This window comes from uncultured Plantibacter sp. (assembly GCF_963518075.1).
Taxonomy (GTDB): Bacteria; Actinomycetota; Actinomycetes; order Actinomycetales; family Microbacteriaceae; genus Plantibacter; species Plantibacter flavus_A.
Genome location: NZ_CAUQHZ010000002.1, coordinates 43,066 through 60,953, shown reverse-complemented (window position 1 = coordinate 60,953; position 17,888 = coordinate 43,066). Strand labels below are relative to the sequence as shown.

Genomic DNA, 17,888 nt, shown 5'->3' with positions numbered 1-17,888 from the left:
GTGGCGGTGGAGGACGCGTCAGGCGTCGACGTGCTTGCCGGCGATGGTGCCGGTCGCCTCGAATTCGGCGAGTTGGGCGATCCGACGGGCGTGACGTTCCTCGAGGCTGAACGGCTCGGCTACGAACGCGTCGATGAAGGACACCGCCTCGTCGGTGCTGTGCTGACGCGCACCGATCGAGATGACGTTGGCGTCGTTGTGCTGCCGAGCCAGCTGCGCCGTGCTGAGGTTCCAGACGAGCGCCGCGCGGACACCGACGACCTTGTTCGCGGCGATCTGCTCGCCGTTGCCCGAGCCGCCGAACACCACGCCGAGGGCGTCGACACCGGCCTGCTGGTCGCGCACGACGGCCTTCGCCGCGTTGATGCAGAACGCCGGGTAGTCGTCCAACGCGTCGTACTCGGCCGGGCCGTGGTCGACGACGTCGTGACCGGCTGCGCGCAGGTGGTCCTGCAGGAACTGACTGAGTTCGAGACCGGCGTGATCGGTGGCGATGTGGATGCGCATGTGGAAAGTCTAGGGTTCCGGGCGCCGGCGTCGCGTCAGTCGAAGATCGGGTCCGCCGTGCGGCTGCGCTTCAGCTCGAAGAAGCCCGGGTAGGAGGCAGCGGCGACGACACCGTCCCACAGTGCGAGCGCCTGCTCGCCCTTCGGCGCCGGCGAGATGACGGGTCCGAAGAACGCCACGTCGTCGATCGCGATGACGGGGGTGCCGACATCCTGGCCGACCCGGCCGATGCCGTCGAAGTGGCTCTCGCGCATGGGCCCGTCGTAGGCGTCCGTCGTCGACGCTTCGGCGAGCGCCGCCGGGAGCCCGGTCTCGGCGAGTGCCTCGGCGATCACGGCGTCGACGTCCTCCGCGCGTCCGCCGGGGTGGATCCGCGTCCCGAGCGCGTCGTAGAGCGGCTTGACGACCGCGAGTCCGTGTTCGGCTGCCGCGGCGGCGACGAGCCGCGTGTATCGGAGCGCCCGGGGGAAGAAGGCCCGGTAGTCGTCGCTGACGTCCTGGTCCTCGTTGAGGACGGCGAGGCTCATGATGTGCCAGTGGACGTCGAGGTTCCGGGCTTCGGTGACCTCGTCGACCCAACGCGAGGTCATCCAGGCCCACGGGCAGGAGGGGTCGAACCAGAAGTCGACGCGGGTGTTGTCTGCAGCGGAAGTCGTCATGCCGTCACCCTACGCGCCGATCCCCGTCGACTCCCCCGAAACGGACGGACGGCGGGTCTAGGCTGGTTGACCGTGCCGCGGTCGTCACGAGCGACCACGTGCAGTTCACACGTCACGTGTCCATCAACACCAGGGAGCAGTTGTGCCAGGAGAGAACCTCACCCGAGTCGAAGCCCAGGAGCGCAGGGCGCTCGTCGACACGTCGAGCTACGAGGTCGTGCTCGACCTCACGACCGGTCCCGAGGTGTTCCGCAGCACCACGACGGTCCGCTTCACCGGTGAACCGGGTGCTTCGACCTTCATCGACGCCATGACGCGCACCGTGCACTCGGTCACCCTGAACGGCGTCGAGCTCGACCCGTCGACCGTCTCCGACGGCGTGCGCATCCAGCTCGACGGCCTCGCTGCGGAGAACGTGCTCGTCGTCGACGCTGACGCCGAGTACACCAACACCGGTGAGGGCCTCCACCGATTCGTCGACCCCGTCGACGGCGAGGTGTACCTCTACAGCCAGTTCGAGGTGCCGGACTCCCGTCGGGTGTTCGCGGTGTTCGAGCAGCCCGATCTGAAGGCGACGTTCACCTTCACGATCACGGCGCCCGCGGCCTGGCAGGTCGTCAGCAACTCCCCCACGCCCGAGCCGGTACCGGCGCACGACGGCGCGGCGACCTGGAGCTTCGCACCCACGCAGCGCATCTCCTCCTACATCACCGCGATCGTGGCCGGCCCGTACGACGTGGTGCGCAGCGAGCTCACCTCGAGCGACGGCCGGACCATCCCGCTGGGCGTCTTCGCGCGGAAGAGCCTGGCGGAGTACCTCGACGCCGACTACATCTTCGAGAAGACGCGTCAGGGCTTCGCGTACTACGAGGAGAAGTTCGCGTACCCCTACCCGTTCGAGAAGTACGACCAGCTCTTCGTCCCCGAGTTCAACGCGGGCGCGATGGAGAACGCCGGCGCGGTGACCTTCACCGAGACCTACGTGTTCCGCTCGAAGGTGACCGACGCGATCAAGGAGCGCCGGGTCGTCACGATCCTGCACGAGCTCGCGCACATGTGGTTCGGCGACCTCGTCACCATGAAGTGGTGGAACGACCTGTGGTTGAACGAGTCGTTCGCCGAATGGGCTTCGACGATCGCCACCGCGGAGGCCACCGAGTGGACCGAGGCGTGGACGACGTTCAACGCGATGGAGAAGACCTGGGCCTACCGCCAGGACCAGCTGCCGTCGACGCACCCCATCGTCGCGACCATCAACGACCTCGAGGACGTCCAGGTCAACTTCGACGGCATCACCTACGCCAAGGGCGGCTCCGTCCTGAAGCAGCTCGCCGCATGGGTGGGCATCGAGGCGTTCTTCGCCGGCGTGGGCAACTACTTCCGCAAGCACGAGTTCGGCAACACGGTGCTCGACGACCTGCTCGTCGAGCTCGAGGCGACGAGCGGCCGCGACCTCCGCGAGTGGTCCAAGCTGTGGCTCGAGACCGCCGGGGTCGGGACGTTGAGCCCGGAGTTCACGGTCGACGCCGACGGCGCGTTCACCGCGTTCGCCGTCCGTCAGACGGTCCCCGCGGACTACGACACGCTGCGTCCGCACCGCCTCGCCATCGGCCTGTACCGGCTGCAGGACGGCAAGCTCGTCCGCACCCGACGCGTCGAACTCGACGTCGACGGGGCGCTCACCGAGGTGCCGGAGCTCGTCGGTGCGACGCAGCCCGACCTGGTGCTGCTGAACGACGACGACCTCGCCTACGCGAAGATCCGCCTCGACGAGCGGTCGCTCGCGACGGCGATCGGCCACCTCGCCTCGATCGAGGACCCGCTCGCACGCTCGCTGGTCTGGGGCGCCGCCTGGGACGCGACCCGCGACGCCGAGTCGAGCGCCTCCGACTACGTGGAGCTCGTCCTCGGGAACATCGCCACGGAGACCGAGTCGACGACCCTGCGCACGACGCTCGGCCAGCTCGGTCTGGCCGCGCGCAACTACGTCGCTCCGGAACGCCGCCTGGCTACCATCTCCCGTGTCGGCGACGCGCTCTGGACGCTCGCCCAGGAGGCTGAGGCCGGCTCGGACGCGCAGTTCCAGTTCGTGAAGTTCTTCGCCGCCCTCGCCTCGACCCCCGAGCACGGCGAGCACCTGCGTGCGCTGCGAGACGGCTCCGCGGCACTCCCGGGCCTGGAGATCGACACCGACCTCCACTGGGAGCTCCTCGAGGGCCTGGTCCTCCTCGGTCTCGCGGACGGTTCGGACATCGATGCGGCGCTCGCCGAGGACAACACGGCGAACGGTGCGCAGGCGGCCGCTCGCGCACGGGCGACGATCCCCACCGTCGAGGGCAAGCGTGCAGCGTTCGACTCGGTCGTCGAGCACGACGACCAGCCGAACGCGATCGTCCGGAACGTCGGTCTCGGGTTCGGGCATGTCATCGACCCGGCCGTCCTGCAGCCGCTCGTCGAGCCGTACTTCGCCGCGCTCACCTCGGTCTGGGAGTCCCGCAGCTACAAGATCGCCGAGTACATCGTCGAGGGGCTCTACCCGGCGGCGCTCGCCTCCACCGAGCTCCGCGACCGCACCCGCGCGTGGTTGGACGCCAACGCCGATGTCCCGGCACTCCGACGCATGCTCGTCGAAGCCCTCGCCGGGGTCGAGCGGGCACTCGCGGCACAGGCACGGGACGCCGCATGATCCACTCGGCCGGATAGCACTCCGGTACCAGGATCCTCTGGCGAGAACCCCTCCACGGCACGACCCGCTGTGGAGGGGTTCTCCGTATCCTGGAGGGATGCGCCGACCAGTGAACGACGACCGACCCTCAGGGTCGTCCTCGTCGTGACCGCTCGGAAGCCCTCCTCCGCCCCGGACCGGGCCGCGACGGAAGCCGCACTGATGCTCCCGCGCCCGCCCGGGGTCGTCCGACGCTGGTGGTCGAGGCATCCGTGGACCGCCGACTCGCTCATCGCCGCCGGGTACCTGCTCGTCGCGCTCTCGGTCAGCACCGTCGAGTGGTTCGACGTCGACCTGGCGGCCCAGCCCGGTCGCATCGCCCTCGCCGTCGCGATCGTGGGCGTCACGACGCTCGCCGTCCTGCTCAGGCGACGGCGTCCGCTCGCGATGGCCGTGCTCGTCATCGTCGTCGGGCTCGTCTCAGTCGCGCAGACGGTGGGCGTCGACGCGTTCGCGGTGCCGATCCTGCTGTACTCCGTGGCCGTGTACCGGACCGTCGCACTGGGCTGGCAGGCCTTCGCCGCCGCCGCGATCGTCGCCGTCCTCGCCCCCTTCCTGCCCTGGGCCGCGCCACACGCACCGGGAGAGCCGCAGCAGACCATCATCTCGGTCGTCCTCTTCGCGCTCTTCGGGCTGCTGATCGGGATCAACGTCGGCAATCGCAAGCGGTACGTCGAAGCCCTCGTCGATCGGGCGGCACAGCTGGCCCGCGAGCGCGACCAGCAGGCCCAGCTCGCCGCCGTCGCCGAGCGGACCCGCATCGCCCGCGAGATGCACGACATCGTCTCCCACAGTCTCACCGTCATCGTCGCACTGAGCGAGGGGGCCCTGGCGACGAAGGACCCGACGGCGTCCCGATCCGCCATGACCGCTGTCACCGACGCCGCCCGGAGCTCCCTCGTCGACATGCGACGCATGCTGGGGGTCCTCCGTGAGACGGGCAGCGCGCCCCTCGCTCCGCAACCCGACGCCGCGTCGATTCCCGCGCTCGTCGAGACCTTCCGCGGACTCGGTCTGCCGGTCGCCCTCACCGCCTCCGGGCCGTCGACGGACGACCCGTCGATCCTGCTCGCCGTGCACCGCATCACGCAGGAGGCCCTCACGAACGCGCTGCGGTACTCGGAGCGGCCGAAGCGCGTCGACGTCGTCATCACCACCGACGACGAGCACCTCGAGCTCATCGTCGAGAACGACGGGTCCATTCCGGACGCGCCGTCGCTCGGCGCCGGCCAGGGCTTGCTGGGCCTCCGCGAACGCGTCGCGTTCCAAGGGGGTCAGGTCACCGCCGGAGCCGTCGGCGATCGACTGTGGCGCGTCCATGCCGTCCTGCCACTGGAACCACGTCCGACGAGAACGTCTCCGCCGACCACCGAACCACGAGGAACCACACCATGACCGATCCCGTCCGCATCCTGCTCGTCGACGACCAACAGCTCATCCGGCTCGGATTCGGTCTCGTGCTCGGCGCGGAGGACGATCTGGACGTGGTCGGTGAGGCTTCGAACGGCGCCGAGGCGATCCTCCTCGCCGCCACCCTGCGGCCGGACGTGATCCTCATGGACGTCCGGATGCCGGGACTCGACGGGATCGAGGCGACCAGGAGGATCGTCGCCGCGAACCCGGACAGTCGCATCATCATCCTGACGACCTTCGACCTCGACGAGTACGCCTTCGGAGCGCTGCGGGCCGGCGCGAGCGGCTTCCTGCTGAAGGACGCCCTGCCGAACGAGCTGACGTCCGCGATCCGTGCGGTCCACGCCGGCGACGCCGCCGTCTCGACCCGCATCACGAAGCGGATGCTCGAACTCTTCGCGACGGCCCTCCCCGGCACCCCCGCGGCCGCCGAGGACGGCTCGGCCGCAGAACTCGCCGAGCTGACACCGCGGGAGCACGACATCCTCGTCGCCATGGCGGAGGGGCTGAGCAACGCGGAGATCGCCGCCCACTTCGTCCTCTCCGAGTCGACGGTGAAGACACACGTCGGTCGCGTGCTCATGAAGCTGCAGCTGCGCGACCGCGTGCAGGCCGTCATCTTCGCCTACAAGCACGGACTCGTGCGTCCATGACCGTCCACGCAGGCACCGTCCGGCTCGCACTCGGGCGGCTCACACGGTTCACTCCGGGTCGCTCGATACACTGGGGCCCATATGAACTGGGATGAGATCTGGCCTGACGTGACCGCCTTCCTCTGGACGGCGGGGTGGAAGATCATCGGCGTGGTGATCGTGATCGGCCTGGCGTTCGCCGCCGCATGGGTGCTCCGATTCGTCATCCGACGCGTCGTGGGCCGCATCGTGAGTGGCGTCAAGAAGAGCGCCGACGTCACCGACACGCAATCGCTGCTCGCCTCGCCGCTGGCCGCCGTCCGACTCGTCCAACGCACACGGACCCTCGGCACCGTGCTCAGCAACATCGTCAACGTCACCATCGTCATCGTCGCGGCCATCCTCGTCGTCAACGTCATCGACTCGAGCATCATCGGCTCCTTCGCCCTGCTGACGGCAGCGGTCGGCGCCGGTCTCGGTTTCGGCGCGCAGAACATCGTCAAGGACATCCTCAACGGCCTGTTCATGGTGGTCGAGGACCAACTGGGCGTGGGCGACGTGGTCGACCTCGGGCCCGCCACCGGCGTCGTCGAGACCGTCGGCATCCGGATCACCCAGGTACGCGACGTCAACGGCACGCTCTGGTTCGTCCGCAACGGCGAGATCCTGCGGGTCGGCAACATGTCGCAGGGCTGGTCGCGGGTCATCATCGACCTGGCGATCCCGTACGACACCGACGTCGAGGCCGTCCAGGAGCGCATGCTCGACACGGCGAACGAACTCGCCCACGACCCCAAGTGGCGCTCCCGCATCCTTGAGAAGCCCGAACTGTGGGGTCTCGAGTCGATGTCGGGCGACGCCCTCGTCATCCGCCTCGTCATCAAGACGCGCACGAGTGCCAAGGACGACGTGGCTCGCGAACTGCGGATGCGGTTGAAGCGGGCCGTCGACGAGATGGACGTCAAACTGCCGTCGCTCAACAGCATCGTCCTCTCGGGTTTCGAGGGTGCCGCAAGCGTGACCGGTTCGCGTCCCCCGCGCACCCACCCGACCACGGTGGTCCCGCCACGGGCGCCGAAGACCAAGCGACCCCCGAGAGGGCAGCAGTGACCGACTCCCAGGCACCGGGCATGTCCTTCTACGAGCAGGTCGGCGGACACACCACCTTCAAGGCCCTCGTCGACGAGTTCTATCGCGGTGTGGGCGGCGACCCCGTCCTGAAACCGATGTACCCCGAGGAGGACCTCGGTCCGGCGGCCGACCGGCTGATGCTCTTCCTCGAGCAGTACTGGGGCGGGCCCGGCACCTACAGTGCCGAACGCGGCCATCCGCGTCTCCGGCTGCGGCACCAGCCCTTCCACGTGAACCCCGACGCTCGCGACCGCTGGCTGCTGCACATGCGCGCCGCCGTCGACAGCCTCGACCTCGCGCCGGTGCACGAGGCGACGCTCTGGGACTACCTCGAGCGGGCAGCCCACGCCATGGTCAACACCTTCGACGAGGATCCAGGGGCACCGCGCCGCAGTCTCCTCTGATTCCGGCCGCGCGGTCGTAGGATCGGACGCACGTCCGTGCCGAAGGAGTCAACAGATGCCAGCAGCCGTCCCTCCCAATCCGTCCGCCGATCGAACCGAGGCCGACGCGATCGTGATCGGCAGCGGGCTGGCCGGGCTCGTCGCCGCCGCAGAGCTCATCGATGCCGGCAAGCGGGTCATCCTGCTCGAACAGGAGCCGGAGTCGAACCTCGGTGGCCAGGCGCACTGGTCGTTCGGCGGCCTGTTCCTGGTCGACTCCCCCGAGCAGCGCCACCTCGGCGTCCGTGATTCACTCGAGCTCGCGACCCAGGACTGGTTCGGCGCAGCAGCGTTCGACCGTCCCGAGGACCACTGGCCCAAGCGCTGGGCAGAGGCGTACCTCGATTTCGCCGCGGGCGAGAAGCGCGCCTGGCTCCACGACCAGGGCGTGCGGTTCTTCCCGGTCGTCGGCTGGGCGGAACGGGGCGGTTACGGCGCCATCGGCCACGGCAACTCCGTTCCCCGCTTCCACATCACCTGGGGCACCGGACCCGGTGTCGTCGCGCCCTTCGTCCGACGGGTGGGCGCCGGCGTCGAGGACGGCACGGTGTCGGCGCATTTCCGGCACCGCGTGGACGAGCTGCTCACCGAGGACGGCGCGGTCGTCGGCGTGCGCGGCTCCGTGCTCGCCCCGTCGCATGCCGAGCGCGGTGCTCCGAGCTCACGCGACGTCGTCGGCGAGTTCTCGTGCAGGGCGCCCGCGGTGCTCGTCGCGAGCGGTGGCATCGGAGGGAACCACGACCTCGTCCGCGAACAGTGGCCGGCCCGGCTCGGGACGCCGCCGACGACCATGCTCTCCGGTGTCCCCGCGCACGTCGACGGACGCATGCTGGCGATCAGCGAGCGTGCGGGCGGGCATCTCATCAACGGCGACCGGATGTGGCACTACGTCGAAGGCATCACCAACTGGGATCCGATCTGGCCGCAGCACGGCATCAGGATCCTGCCGGGGCCGTCGTCGCTCTGGTTCGACGCGACCGGGAAGCGGCTCCCGGTGCCGCTCTTCCCGGGCTTCGACACGCTCGGTACCCTCGCGCACCTGCGTGCCACCGGCCACGACCACAGCTGGTTCGTGCTGACCCAGCGGATCATCGAGAAGGAGTTCGCGCTGTCGGGGAGCGAGCAGAACCCCGACCTCACCGGGAAGGACCTCGGGCTGCTCGCGAAGCGCATCGGTCCGGGAGCGCCCGGCCCCGTCGAGGCGTTCAAGGAACACGGCGCTGACTTCGTCGTCGCAGACACGCTCACCGAGCTGGTCGCCGGCATGCAGGAGCTGAGCCCGGAGACGCCCATCAATGCGGCGAACGTCATCGCCGAGGTGGAGGCCCGCGATCGCGAGATCGACAACCCGTTCACGAAGGACCTGCAGATCACGGCGCTCCGCGGTGCCCGCTCCTACCGGGGCGACAAACTGATCCGCGTCGCCGCACCGCACCGGCTCCTCGATCCGAAGGCCGGACCGCTCATCGCGGTGAAGCTGCATGTGCTGACCCGCAAGAGCCTCGGTGGGCTCGAGACCGACCTCGCGAGCCGGGTCCTCGGTCCCGACGGGAACCCGGTGCCCGGTCTCTACGCCGCCGGTGAGGCGGCCGGCTTCGGCGGTGGAGGGATCCACGGCTATCGCGCGCTCGAGGGGACCTTCCTCGGCGGCTGTCTGTTCAGCGGTCGGACCGCCGGCCGCGCGATGGCCGCCGGCTGAGGATCAGGACACGGCACCCGCGAGCACATGCCCGCGTCGGGTGCTCAAGCGGACCCATCCGCCTGAGCGGAAGACGGCCGCACGCTCCGGCTCGGCGATGAAGCCGAGGCCCACCGCGGCGAACGCGGCACCGGTCGGGAGTCCGTGGCCGTCGCCGAGGGGCCGGGACCAGACCTGCGACCGCACCTTCTGGACGATCTGATCGCCCACCGCTGTGGGGAGCGTCTCGGCGATCTCCGAGGCCCCGGTCCTTGCGACGAGTTCGAGCTCGATGGTGTCCACGTCGCCCGCGCGTTCCCAGCCGCCACGCGGCGGCGCCTGTCCGACCCACGGAGCCGTCCTCGTGGACGGCGGCAGCTCGAGCGGCACGGTCTCGCGAGCATCCGCGACCAGGTCCTCGGGAGCGACGCCGCCGAGCGTGCGGACGATGCGGTCGATGAGTTCACGCGGGGTCGCGAGCACGTCGGCCGTGGCGGGTTCGGCGAGTGCGAAGGTACGCATCCCGATGATCGTCGGACTCCGGTCGAGCAGACCCTGCGGGTGTAGCACCGGAGCGGAGACCGCCAAGACGTCCCCGGCGGCCAGGAGTCGCACGCCGGAGTCGTCGATCCGGGCGGCGCGTGCGAGGAAGGTGCGGAGGTCGGCGAGCGAGGTGGCGTCGAGGAGCTGCAAGGTGGTGGACATCTCCTCTCAATCTACGCCACCGCCGCGTGCGCTCCGGCACCGCGCCGCCGGGGCCTGGATAGACTCGGCGGGTCGGGTCGGGCATCGACGACCGAGCCTCGACCCCCGGATGAAAGGCGTGTTCGCGTGAAGGAACCGATCCACTCCCTGCTGACCGCGCTGGACCTCAGTGCTCCCGGTGTCCGGACCGACGAGGACATCTTCACCGGTCCGTCGCAATGGATGCCACAGGGGCGGGTCTTCGGTGGTCAGGTGCTCGCCCAGTCCGTCGTCGCCGCGACCCGGACCGTCGACGCCGAGCGCATCATCCACTCGATGCACGGGTACTTCCTCCGACCGGGCGACGTCGACCTGCCGATCACCTTCGCGGTCGACCGCATCCACGATGGACGCTCGTTCGCCACCAGGCGCACCCAGGCCTACCAGAACGGGGTGCCGATCCTCTCGATGATCGCGTCCTTCCAGACCCAGGACGAGGGTCCGGAGCATCAGATCGAGCTGCCCGACGGGATCCCGGACCCGGAGACGCTCCCGTCAGCCGCCGAGCTCCTCAGCGGGATCGACCACCCGGCGGCCGAGGCGTGGGCGACGGGACGCCCCTTCGACCTCCGACACGTCGGCTCCCCCGTCTACCTCCGGGTGGAGGGCGAGCGGACCACCCGGCAAGCGGTGTGGTTCAAGACGATCGAAGACCTGCCCGACGACCCGGCGCTGCACCGTGCCGCGCTCGCCTACGCGAGTGACTACACGATCCTGGAGCCGGTGCTCCGTCGTCACGGCGTTCCGTGGGCCACGCCCGGCATCAAGATCGCCAGTCTCGACCACGCCATGTGGTGGCACCGTCCCGCGCGCGTGGACGAATGGCTGCTCTACCTGCAGGATTCCCCGAGCGCCACCGGCGGGCGAGGTCTGTCCCTCGGGCGCATCTACGATCGGGCGGGTCGCCTCGTCGCGAGCGTCGCCCAGGAGGGCATGGTGCGATTCCCGAAGCCTCGGTGACCGGGGTCGCTCAGCGTCGCGAGAACTCGATCGGATCCTCGAGGAACGGCTCCCATGCGGCACGTTCGACGTCCGAGATCCGGCGCGGCTTGAGGGTCTTGGCGTCCACCATGACGACCGTCGTCGAGGCTCGGGCGTACAGCGTCTGCGATGCCCCGCCCAGCGGCGAGTACACCTCGTACGCGACCTGCAGGCTGGCCCCGCCGATCTTGCCCATCCAGAGCTGGACGTCGAGCGGATCGCGCTGGTACGGGATCGGGGCCAGGTACTCGATCTCCTGGTGCGCCACGAGCGTCAGCGTCTCGGCCTCGACGCTCGCGTCGATGACCGCGGTCGGCGGCACGTCCTCCGACGCCAGCGTCGGGATCCAGAAGACGCGGACACGCGCCTCCTCCAGCAGTTTGAGCATCGAGGCGTTGTTGACGTGGTTGAAGGCGTCGAGGTCGCCCCACCGCAGTGGGATCGGCACGTGGAGTCTGGTCATTGCTGGGCCCTCCGTGGGTCGGGGACGTACGGGTCGTGAACGGACGACGGCCCACCGGCAGAAGCCGATGGGCCGTTCGCACGAGTCCTAGTCGCGCGTGAGCTTGCGGTAGGCGGAGCGGTGCGGCTTGGCCGCGTCCGGTCCGAGGCGCTTGATCTTGTCCTCTTCGTAGGACTCGAAGTTGCCCTCGAACCAGTGCCAGTTCGACGGGTTCTCCTCGGTACCCTCGTACGCCAGGATGTGCGTCGCGATGCGGTCGAGGAACCACCGGTCGTGGGTGATGACCACGGCACAACCCGGGAACTCGAGGAGTGCGTTCTCGAGGCTCGAGAGCGTCTCGACGTCGAGGTCGTTGGTCGGTTCGTCGAGCAGGAGGAGGTTGCCGCCCTGCTTGAGCGTCAGCGCGAGGTTCAGGCGGTTGCGCTCACCACCGGAGAGGACACCCGCTTTCTTCTGCTGGTCCGGGCCCTTGAATCCGAACGTCGACACGTAGGCGCGGGACGGGATCTCCTGGTTGCCGACCTGGATGTAGTCGAGCCCCTCGGACACGACCTCCCAGAGCGTCTTGTTGGGGTCGATGCCCCCGCGGGACTGGTCGACGTAGGAGAGCTTCACGGTCTCGCCGACCTTGAGCTCGCCGGCGTCGAGCGGTTCGATGCCGACGATGGTCTTGAACAGCGTGGTCTTACCGACACCGTTGGGGCCGATGATGCCAACGATGCCGTTGCGCGGGAGGCTGAAGGAGAGGTCGTTGATGAGGACGCGTCCGTCGAAGCCCTTCTCGAGCTTCTTGGCCTCGAGGACCGTCGAGCCGAGTCGTGGACCGGCGGGGATCTGGATCTCCTCGAAGTCGAGCTTCCTGGTGCGCTCGGCCTCCGTCGCCATCTCCTCGTAGCGAGCGAGACGCGCCTTCGACTTCGCCTGGCGGCCCTTCGCGTTGCTGCGGACCCACTCGAGTTCGCTCGCGAGGCGCTTGGCGAGCTTCGCGTCCTTCTTGCCCTGGACGTTGAGGCGCTCGCCCTTCTTCTCGAGGTAGGTCGAGTAGTTGCCCTCGTAGGGGTACAGGCGGCCGCGGTCGACCTCACAGATCCACTCCGCGACGTGGTCGAGGAAGTACCGGTCGTGGGTGACGGCGAGCACGGCGCCCGCGTACTGAGCGAGGTGCTGCTCGAGCCAGAGCACGCTCTCGGCGTCGAGGTGGTTGGTGGGCTCGTCGAGGAGCAGGAGGTCGGGCTTCTGCAGGAGGAGCTTGCAGAGTGCGACGCGACGCTTCTCACCACCGGAGAGGTGGGCGACCGTGGCGTCGGACGGCGGGCAGCGCAGGGCGTCCATCGCCTGCTCCAGCTGCGAGTCGAGGTCCCAGGCGTCAGCGGCGTCGATCGCCTCCTGCAGCACGCCCATCTCGGCGAGCAGGGCGTCGAAGTCGGCGTCGGGCTCGGCCATCGCGAGCGAGATCTCGTTGAACCGGTCGATCTTGCCCTTGATCTCGCCGACGCCCTCCTGGACGTTCTCGAGCACCGTCTTGTCCTCGTCGAGTTCCGGCTCCTGCATGAGGATGCCGACGCTGAAGCCGGGCGTGAGCTTCGCCTCGCCGTTCGAGGGGGTGTCGATCCCCGCCATGATCTTCAGGATCGTGGACTTACCGGCACCGTTGGGGCCGACGACGCCGATCTTCGCTCCGGGCAGGAACGCCATCGTCACGTCGTCGAGGATGAGCTTGTCGCCGACCGCCTTGCGGGCGCGGACCATCGAGTAAATGTATTCAGCCATGTCGCCGTCCAGTCTACGGCCGGACCCGCCGTCTGCGCTGCACGACGACGCCCGCGACGACGGCCGCCGCCGCGATCGCGCAACTCGTCGTCACCTCGAGGAGCCGGGCGGGTCCGCCGAAGAACATGGACGCCAGCAGCGCGACGAGCGCGACGACGACGATGACCGTGAGCCACGGGTGTCCCCACATGCGGATCCCGCCGACGCGGTCGCAGCTCTCCGACGCCGAGATCTGGTCGAACCGTCGGCTGCGCAGTTGGGCGACGGCGATCACGATCCACACGAAGATCGCGATCGCGCCGGTGGAGTTGACGAGGAACGTGAAGACCTCGTCCGGTGCGAGGTAGTTCAACAGGACGCACACGAGCCCGACGACGGCCGAGCACAGGATCGCGACCGCCGGCGTGCCGCTTCGCGTCGTCGCGCGGACCGCTCGCGGAGCCTCCCCGCGGCCCCCGAGCGAGAACAGCATGCGCGACGCCGTGTACAGCGACGCGTTGAGCGTCGACAACAGGGCTGTGAAGACGATGATGTCCATCGCCACCCCGGCACCGGGGATCCCGGCGGCGTGCAGCATGGTGACGAAGGGGCTGATCCCCGGCGTGATCTCCGTCCACGGCACCACGATGAGGACGACCAGGATCGAGCCGATGTAGAACAGCAGGATCCGCCAGACGACCGAGTTCACCGCTCGCCGGACGGCACCCTTCGGGTCCACCGATTCTCCTGCCGCGATCGTGGCGACCTCGGCACCGAACATCGAGAAGATGATCGGCAGCAGGGCCGCCAGGACGCCGCCGATGCCGAACGGCAGGAAGCCCCCGTCGGTCGGAGCGAGGTTGGCGACGGTCGCCGTCTCGGTCGGGACGACGCCGACGATGATGAGCGATCCGAGCGCGATGAACAGGATCACGGCCGCGATCTTGATCGACGAGAACCAGAACTCGAACTCACCGAAGGACTTCACCGAGACGAGGTTGGCGGCGAGGAACGCGACGGTGATGACGAGCGCCGGGATCCATTGCGGGAGACCTGGCACCCACTGGCTCACGATCTGCGCTGCGGCGGTCGCCTCGATGCCGACGACCACGACCCAGAACCACCAGTAGAGCCATCCGATCGCGAGACCGGCCCAGGGTCCGATGAATCGCGAGGCGTAGGCGGAGAACGACCCGGTCTCGGGCGACGCGGAGGCCATCTCCCCCAGCATGCGCATGACGAGCACCACGACCACGCCGGCCAGGGCGTACGCGAGGATCACGCCGGGCCCCGCTGCGAGGATCGCCGTGCTCGACGCCACGAGGAGCCCGGCGCCGATCATGCCACCGAGGGCGAGCAGCGCCAGGTGACGAGGCTTGAGCGTGTGCGCCAGCGCCGCCGGAGCGACGGCGAGACGTCCGTCGGCCAGGAAGACGGCCTCGGTGGCAGGTTCCCCGCCAGGTGATGGGTTGGCGGTCATGCGGGCCCTCGATTCCGGATCGAGCCACCCAGGAGGTGGCGATATCTGAAATGTCAGGTTATGGCATGCTCACTGCTTGCACCAGCCCGGGAGTGGTCAGCGGCTCTACCAGTCGATCGCGCGGGTGACCCCGACGAGGCATCGCCCGGTGTCGAGCTGCGACACCACCGACGAGTGGTATCCCGTCGCCGGCCCGTTCTGCCCGAGGATGCACTGTCCTTGCCACCGGATGGCGAACTGGATCGAGTCGGCCGGCTCGCCGATGCTCGTCGTGTCCGAGGAGACCTCCATCTCCGCCTTCGGGAAGCCGGCGGCGACGAGACCGTCGATGATCGCCTGGCCGCCAGCGGCGGGGTTTGCGGCGAGCGTGGCGGCGTTGACCGCGTCGAAGAACGGCAGGTTGTCGGTGGCGGTGCCCTCGGGGAGCAGCACCGGTGCCGCCGGAGCCGTCTCAGTGGCGGTCGGCGTCTGGCTCGGCGTGGCCGTCGGCTCGGGAGCGGGCTGGGTGCAACCCGTCACGACGATGCCGAGCAGGCCGAGCACCACGCCGGCCCGGACGCCGGCGATCGACGAGCGGCGACGGATCGAGGTGACGGCTGAGGCGGGGCGGTCGCGGAGGCTCTTCTGCACGTCGAGCAGTCTACGTGGCGCGTCAGAACGGCGTGTCCTGCGGCGACGCCGACGCCCACTCCCCGGTTCCGGATCCGGTCGACTCGGATGCGGCGGACGCCGGACTCGCCCCAGCTCCGACCGGCGACTCGACGGCCCCCTTCGGCTTCCAGCCGATGTCGGGCCCGATGTGATCGGCTTCGATGTCGACCGACGTTCCTCGTCGCTCACCCTGCTCCCAGTCGCGGATCCGCAGCCGACCGAGCACGATCACACGTTGTCCTTTGACGATCGATGCGGCGGAGGCGGTCGCCAATCCACGGAAGGCGCTCACCGTGTACCAGTTCGTCTCCTGCGCCACCCAGGAACCCTGCTTCTGGTCGTAGCGACGTTGCTGCGACGCCAGGCGGAAACTGGTGATGTCCAACCCGGACGTCGTGCGATGGTGCTTGGGGTCTGTCGCGACGTGTCCGCAGACGGTGATCTGGTCGTTCATGGGTTCCTCTCCTGTCGGTCCGACGATCCTGGCGGTGGATCGACGAAGCGTCCGGGGCGGGTCCGTGCCGATCGCCACCCCGGACGCGCTGCCAGCCTCACCGATTCCATAGGCCCCGTGTCGAGCCGGGCGGCCCTCGTCGATGTCCACAACCGCGCACCTCGCTGTGGAGGACCCTCGCTCCGCTCCGACCAGGGCCGATGTCGGTGGCCCCGCATACGCTGACGAGTACCAGCCGGCAGTCCCAGTCCGGTATCGCCCCAACGACGCACGAGGAGTCCCATGCCCAACGCCCTGAGCATCCGTCCCGGCTACTGGCGCGTGACGACCCCCGACGGCCGCGTGCTCGGCAACATCGAGGCCGTCGGAGCGGACGGCGTTCCGGAGTACCGGGCCAACCGGTTCCGACCGGCCGTCCTCGGGTACGCCCCATTGGGCAGCTTCAGCGATCTCGCGGTCGCCATCGACGCCTTCCGCAACTGAACGACGACCCTCCCGCCGTTCCCGTCGAACCCGGTGCGTCGCCCGTGTTCACGCCCGAACGAGGGGTAGTCTGCGGCCCATGCAGTGGTGGAATGACTTCGTAGAGTGGGTGACCTCAGCTGAGGTCCGCCCCATGCTGTTCGCTGCGGCCCTCTTCATCGTGGCCGTCGTGGTGTCCTCGCTCGTCGCCGCCGGCGCAAGCCGTCGTGCGCTGCGAGCCATCGTGGACCAACGCGATCGAGAGCAGAAGAACGTCGCGATCCTGGCGCTCGTCGATGCCGCCACCGAGGCCAGCGTCTGGAACTCGCTCACCCCGCAGGAGCAGGTGCTCAGCGATCGGGCCGTCGCCCAGGCCGACACGCTCGTGCGGCTCAGCCCGATCAAGGGCGCGGCGGTCGCAGCGGACTGGGCGAACCATCAGCTCCACGAGATGAAGCGCAACTCCGCGACGTTCGGGTACGAGTTGGATCCGGTGGTCGAGGACTTCCGCGACCGCCTCGTCGAGTGGTCGAAGAAGCCTGCACGGGCCCGGAAGGACTTCGACGGCGACCTCCGTCGCTGGCGCGCCGAGTCCTCCGGATCAGAACAGGCGCTGGTCGCGGAGCAGGAGTCCTGGGTGGCCAAGCAGCACCACGAGCAGCACGCCGGTGTGAAGCCCGCGTCCACCGCACCGGCTTCACGGCCCGGCGACATCACCCGCTCGACGGGCGGCACGATCAACACGAGTACGACGCAGCGCATCATCGACGACGTCGCGGTCCTGGAAGCCGAACGCAAGCAGTCCAGCGTCAGCTGACCACCGCGACTGACAGACGGCGGTCCGATCATCCGATCGGGCCGTCGTCTGCATGTCAGGGGTTCGTGGTCAGCGCCACCAGGTGTCGAACTTGCTGACCGGGACCTGGCGCTTGTGCTCCGTCGCCGCATATCGGGCCTCGATCGCTTCGGCGGCCACCGGATCGATCTCGCTCCCCTCGAGGAAGTCGTCGATCTGCTGGTAGCTGAGTCCGAGGTTCTCCTCATCGGTCTGGCCGGGAGTGCCGTCGAGGAGATCGGCGGTCGGTGCCTTCAGGTAGAGCCGTTCCGGAGCGTCGAGCGACTCCAGGAGGGCTCGCCCCTGACGCTTCGTCAGACCGCTGAGCGGGAGCACGTCGGCTCCGCCGTCGCCGAACTTCGTGAAGAAGCCGGTGACCGCCTCGGCCGCGTGGTCCGTCCCGACGACCAGGAGGCCCTGCTGACCGGCGATCGCATACTGGGCGACCATCCGTGCCCGGGCCTTCGCGTTGCCCTTGACGAAGTCACTGAGGGGTTCACCGGTCGCATCCGCGTACTCGGCTTCGAACCCGTCGACCGCGCGCTGGATGTTGAACACGACGGAGTCGTCCGGGCGGATGAACGACAGCGCCAACTGGGCGTCATCCTCGTCATGCTGCACGGCGTACGGCAGACGGACGGCGACGAACCGGGCCTCGCCACCCTCGGCTCGGACCTCTTCCGCCGCCAGCTGGCACAGGCGCCCGGCGAGCGAGGAATCCTGCCCCCCGCTGATGCCGAGAACGAACCCTTTCGTGTGTGTCGCCCGCAGGTACGACTTCAGGAAGTGGATCCGGGAACGGACCTCGGCCGCTGGGTCGATCGTGGGGCTGACATGGAGTTCCGCAATGATGCGGGCCTGGATCTCGCGCATGTCCCCAG

General features: G+C 69.0%; 18 protein-coding genes. 9 read left to right on the top strand and 9 right to left on the bottom strand.

Translation table 11 applies throughout. The annotated features are described in order from the left end of the window. Positions 1 to 18: 18 nt before the first annotated feature. Positions 19 to 507, bottom strand: a complete 489-nt coding sequence (locus RWN05_RS04035; RefSeq protein WP_314138646.1) for a ribose-5-phosphate isomerase — start codon at positions 505 to 507, stop codon at positions 19 to 21. Between the two features lie 35 nt (positions 508 to 542). Next, positions 543 to 1,166, bottom strand: a complete 624-nt coding sequence (locus RWN05_RS04030; protein WP_314138644.1) for a DsbA family protein — start codon at positions 1,164 to 1,166, stop codon at positions 543 to 545. A 142-nt stretch (positions 1,167 to 1,308) separates the two neighbouring features. On the opposite strand from RWN05_RS04030, the gene pepN reads away from it, so the two are divergent. The 6 genes from pepN to RWN05_RS04000 all read left to right on the top strand — a co-directional run bounded on the left by pepN (position 1,309) and on the right by RWN05_RS04000 (position 9,209). Next, on the top strand, positions 1,309 to 3,852 hold the full coding sequence (gene pepN, locus RWN05_RS04025) for an aminopeptidase N (protein WP_314138643.1): 2,544 nt from the start codon (positions 1,309 to 1,311) through the stop codon (positions 3,850 to 3,852). A 144-nt stretch (positions 3,853 to 3,996) separates the two neighbouring features. Next, positions 3,997 to 5,286, top strand: a complete 1,290-nt coding sequence (locus tag RWN05_RS04020; protein ID WP_314138642.1) for a histidine kinase — start codon at positions 3,997 to 3,999, stop codon at positions 5,284 to 5,286. After that, positions 5,283 to 5,957 (top strand): response regulator transcription factor, encoded by a 675-nt coding sequence (locus tag RWN05_RS04015; protein ID WP_064295144.1) that lies wholly within the window; start codon positions 5,283 to 5,285, stop codon positions 5,955 to 5,957. The genes RWN05_RS04020 and RWN05_RS04015 overlap by 4 nt, the downstream gene beginning before the upstream one ends. An 81-nt stretch (positions 5,958 to 6,038) precedes the next feature. Beyond that, the gene (locus RWN05_RS04010) at positions 6,039 to 7,046 is read left to right on the top strand and encodes a mechanosensitive ion channel domain-containing protein (protein WP_314138641.1); all 1,008 of its coding nucleotides are present in this window, start codon (positions 6,039 to 6,041) and stop codon (positions 7,044 to 7,046) included. Positions 7,047 to 7,066: 20 nt separating this feature from the next. Beyond that, positions 7,067 to 7,471: a globin gene (locus tag RWN05_RS04005; RefSeq protein ID WP_314138817.1), complete on the top strand. Its 405-nt coding sequence runs from the start codon at positions 7,067 to 7,069 to the stop codon at positions 7,469 to 7,471. Between the two features lie 55 nt (positions 7,472 to 7,526). Then, positions 7,527 to 9,209: an FAD-binding dehydrogenase gene (locus tag RWN05_RS04000; protein ID WP_314138640.1), complete on the top strand. Its 1,683-nt coding sequence runs from the start codon at positions 7,527 to 7,529 to the stop codon at positions 9,207 to 9,209. A gap of 3 nt (positions 9,210 to 9,212) precedes the next feature. Here RWN05_RS04000 and RWN05_RS03995 read toward each other — a convergent pair whose 3' ends face one another. After that, complete coding sequence (locus RWN05_RS03995; RefSeq protein ID WP_314138639.1) at positions 9,213 to 9,893, bottom strand: hypothetical protein; 681 nt, start codon at positions 9,891 to 9,893, stop codon at positions 9,213 to 9,215. A gap of 126 nt (positions 9,894 to 10,019) precedes the next feature. Between RWN05_RS03995 and RWN05_RS03990 the strand changes: the two genes are divergently transcribed. Then, a complete protein-coding gene (locus RWN05_RS03990; protein ID WP_240555750.1) occupies positions 10,020 to 10,892 on the top strand; it encodes an acyl-CoA thioesterase II in 873 nt (290 codons plus the stop codon). A 10-nt stretch (positions 10,893 to 10,902) separates the two neighbouring features. On the opposite strand, the gene RWN05_RS03985 is transcribed toward RWN05_RS03990, so the two are convergent. From RWN05_RS03985 to RWN05_RS03965, 5 genes are all read right to left on the bottom strand, one after another. Beyond that, positions 10,903 to 11,376, bottom strand: a complete 474-nt coding sequence (locus RWN05_RS03985; protein ID WP_079002296.1) for a thioesterase family protein — start codon at positions 11,374 to 11,376, stop codon at positions 10,903 to 10,905. 87 nt (positions 11,377 to 11,463) lie between these two features. Beyond that, positions 11,464 to 13,146 (bottom strand): energy-dependent translational throttle protein EttA, encoded by a 1,683-nt coding sequence (ettA, locus tag RWN05_RS03980; protein ID WP_064295137.1) that lies wholly within the window; start codon positions 13,144 to 13,146, stop codon positions 11,464 to 11,466. 13 nt (positions 13,147 to 13,159) lie between these two features. Next, a complete protein-coding gene (locus RWN05_RS03975) occupies positions 13,160 to 14,605 on the bottom strand; it encodes an amino acid permease (protein WP_314138637.1) in 1,446 nt (481 codons plus the stop codon). 105 nt (positions 14,606 to 14,710) lie between these two features. Beyond that, the gene (locus RWN05_RS03970) at positions 14,711 to 15,235 is read right to left on the bottom strand and encodes a DUF6993 domain-containing protein (RefSeq protein WP_240555748.1); all 525 of its coding nucleotides are present in this window, start codon (positions 15,233 to 15,235) and stop codon (positions 14,711 to 14,713) included. Positions 15,236 to 15,257: 22 nt separating this feature from the next. Next, entirely contained in the window at positions 15,258 to 15,710 is a 453-nt protein-coding gene (locus RWN05_RS03965) for a single-stranded DNA-binding protein (protein ID WP_079002294.1), read from the bottom strand. A 282-nt stretch (positions 15,711 to 15,992) separates the two neighbouring features. Between RWN05_RS03965 and RWN05_RS03960 the strand changes: the two genes are divergently transcribed. Further along, entirely contained in the window at positions 15,993 to 16,193 is a 201-nt protein-coding gene (locus tag RWN05_RS03960) for a hypothetical protein (protein WP_064295136.1), read from the top strand. Positions 16,194 to 16,272: 79 nt separating this feature from the next. Then, on the top strand, positions 16,273 to 16,989 hold the full coding sequence (locus RWN05_RS03955; RefSeq protein WP_314138634.1) for a hypothetical protein: 717 nt from the start codon (positions 16,273 to 16,275) through the stop codon (positions 16,987 to 16,989). Between the two features lie 69 nt (positions 16,990 to 17,058). On the opposite strand, the gene nadE is transcribed toward RWN05_RS03955, so the two are convergent. Then, entirely contained in the window at positions 17,059 to 17,880 is an 822-nt protein-coding gene (nadE, locus tag RWN05_RS03950) for an ammonia-dependent NAD(+) synthetase (RefSeq protein ID WP_314138633.1), read from the bottom strand. Between the last annotated feature and the right edge of the window lie 8 nt (positions 17,881 to 17,888).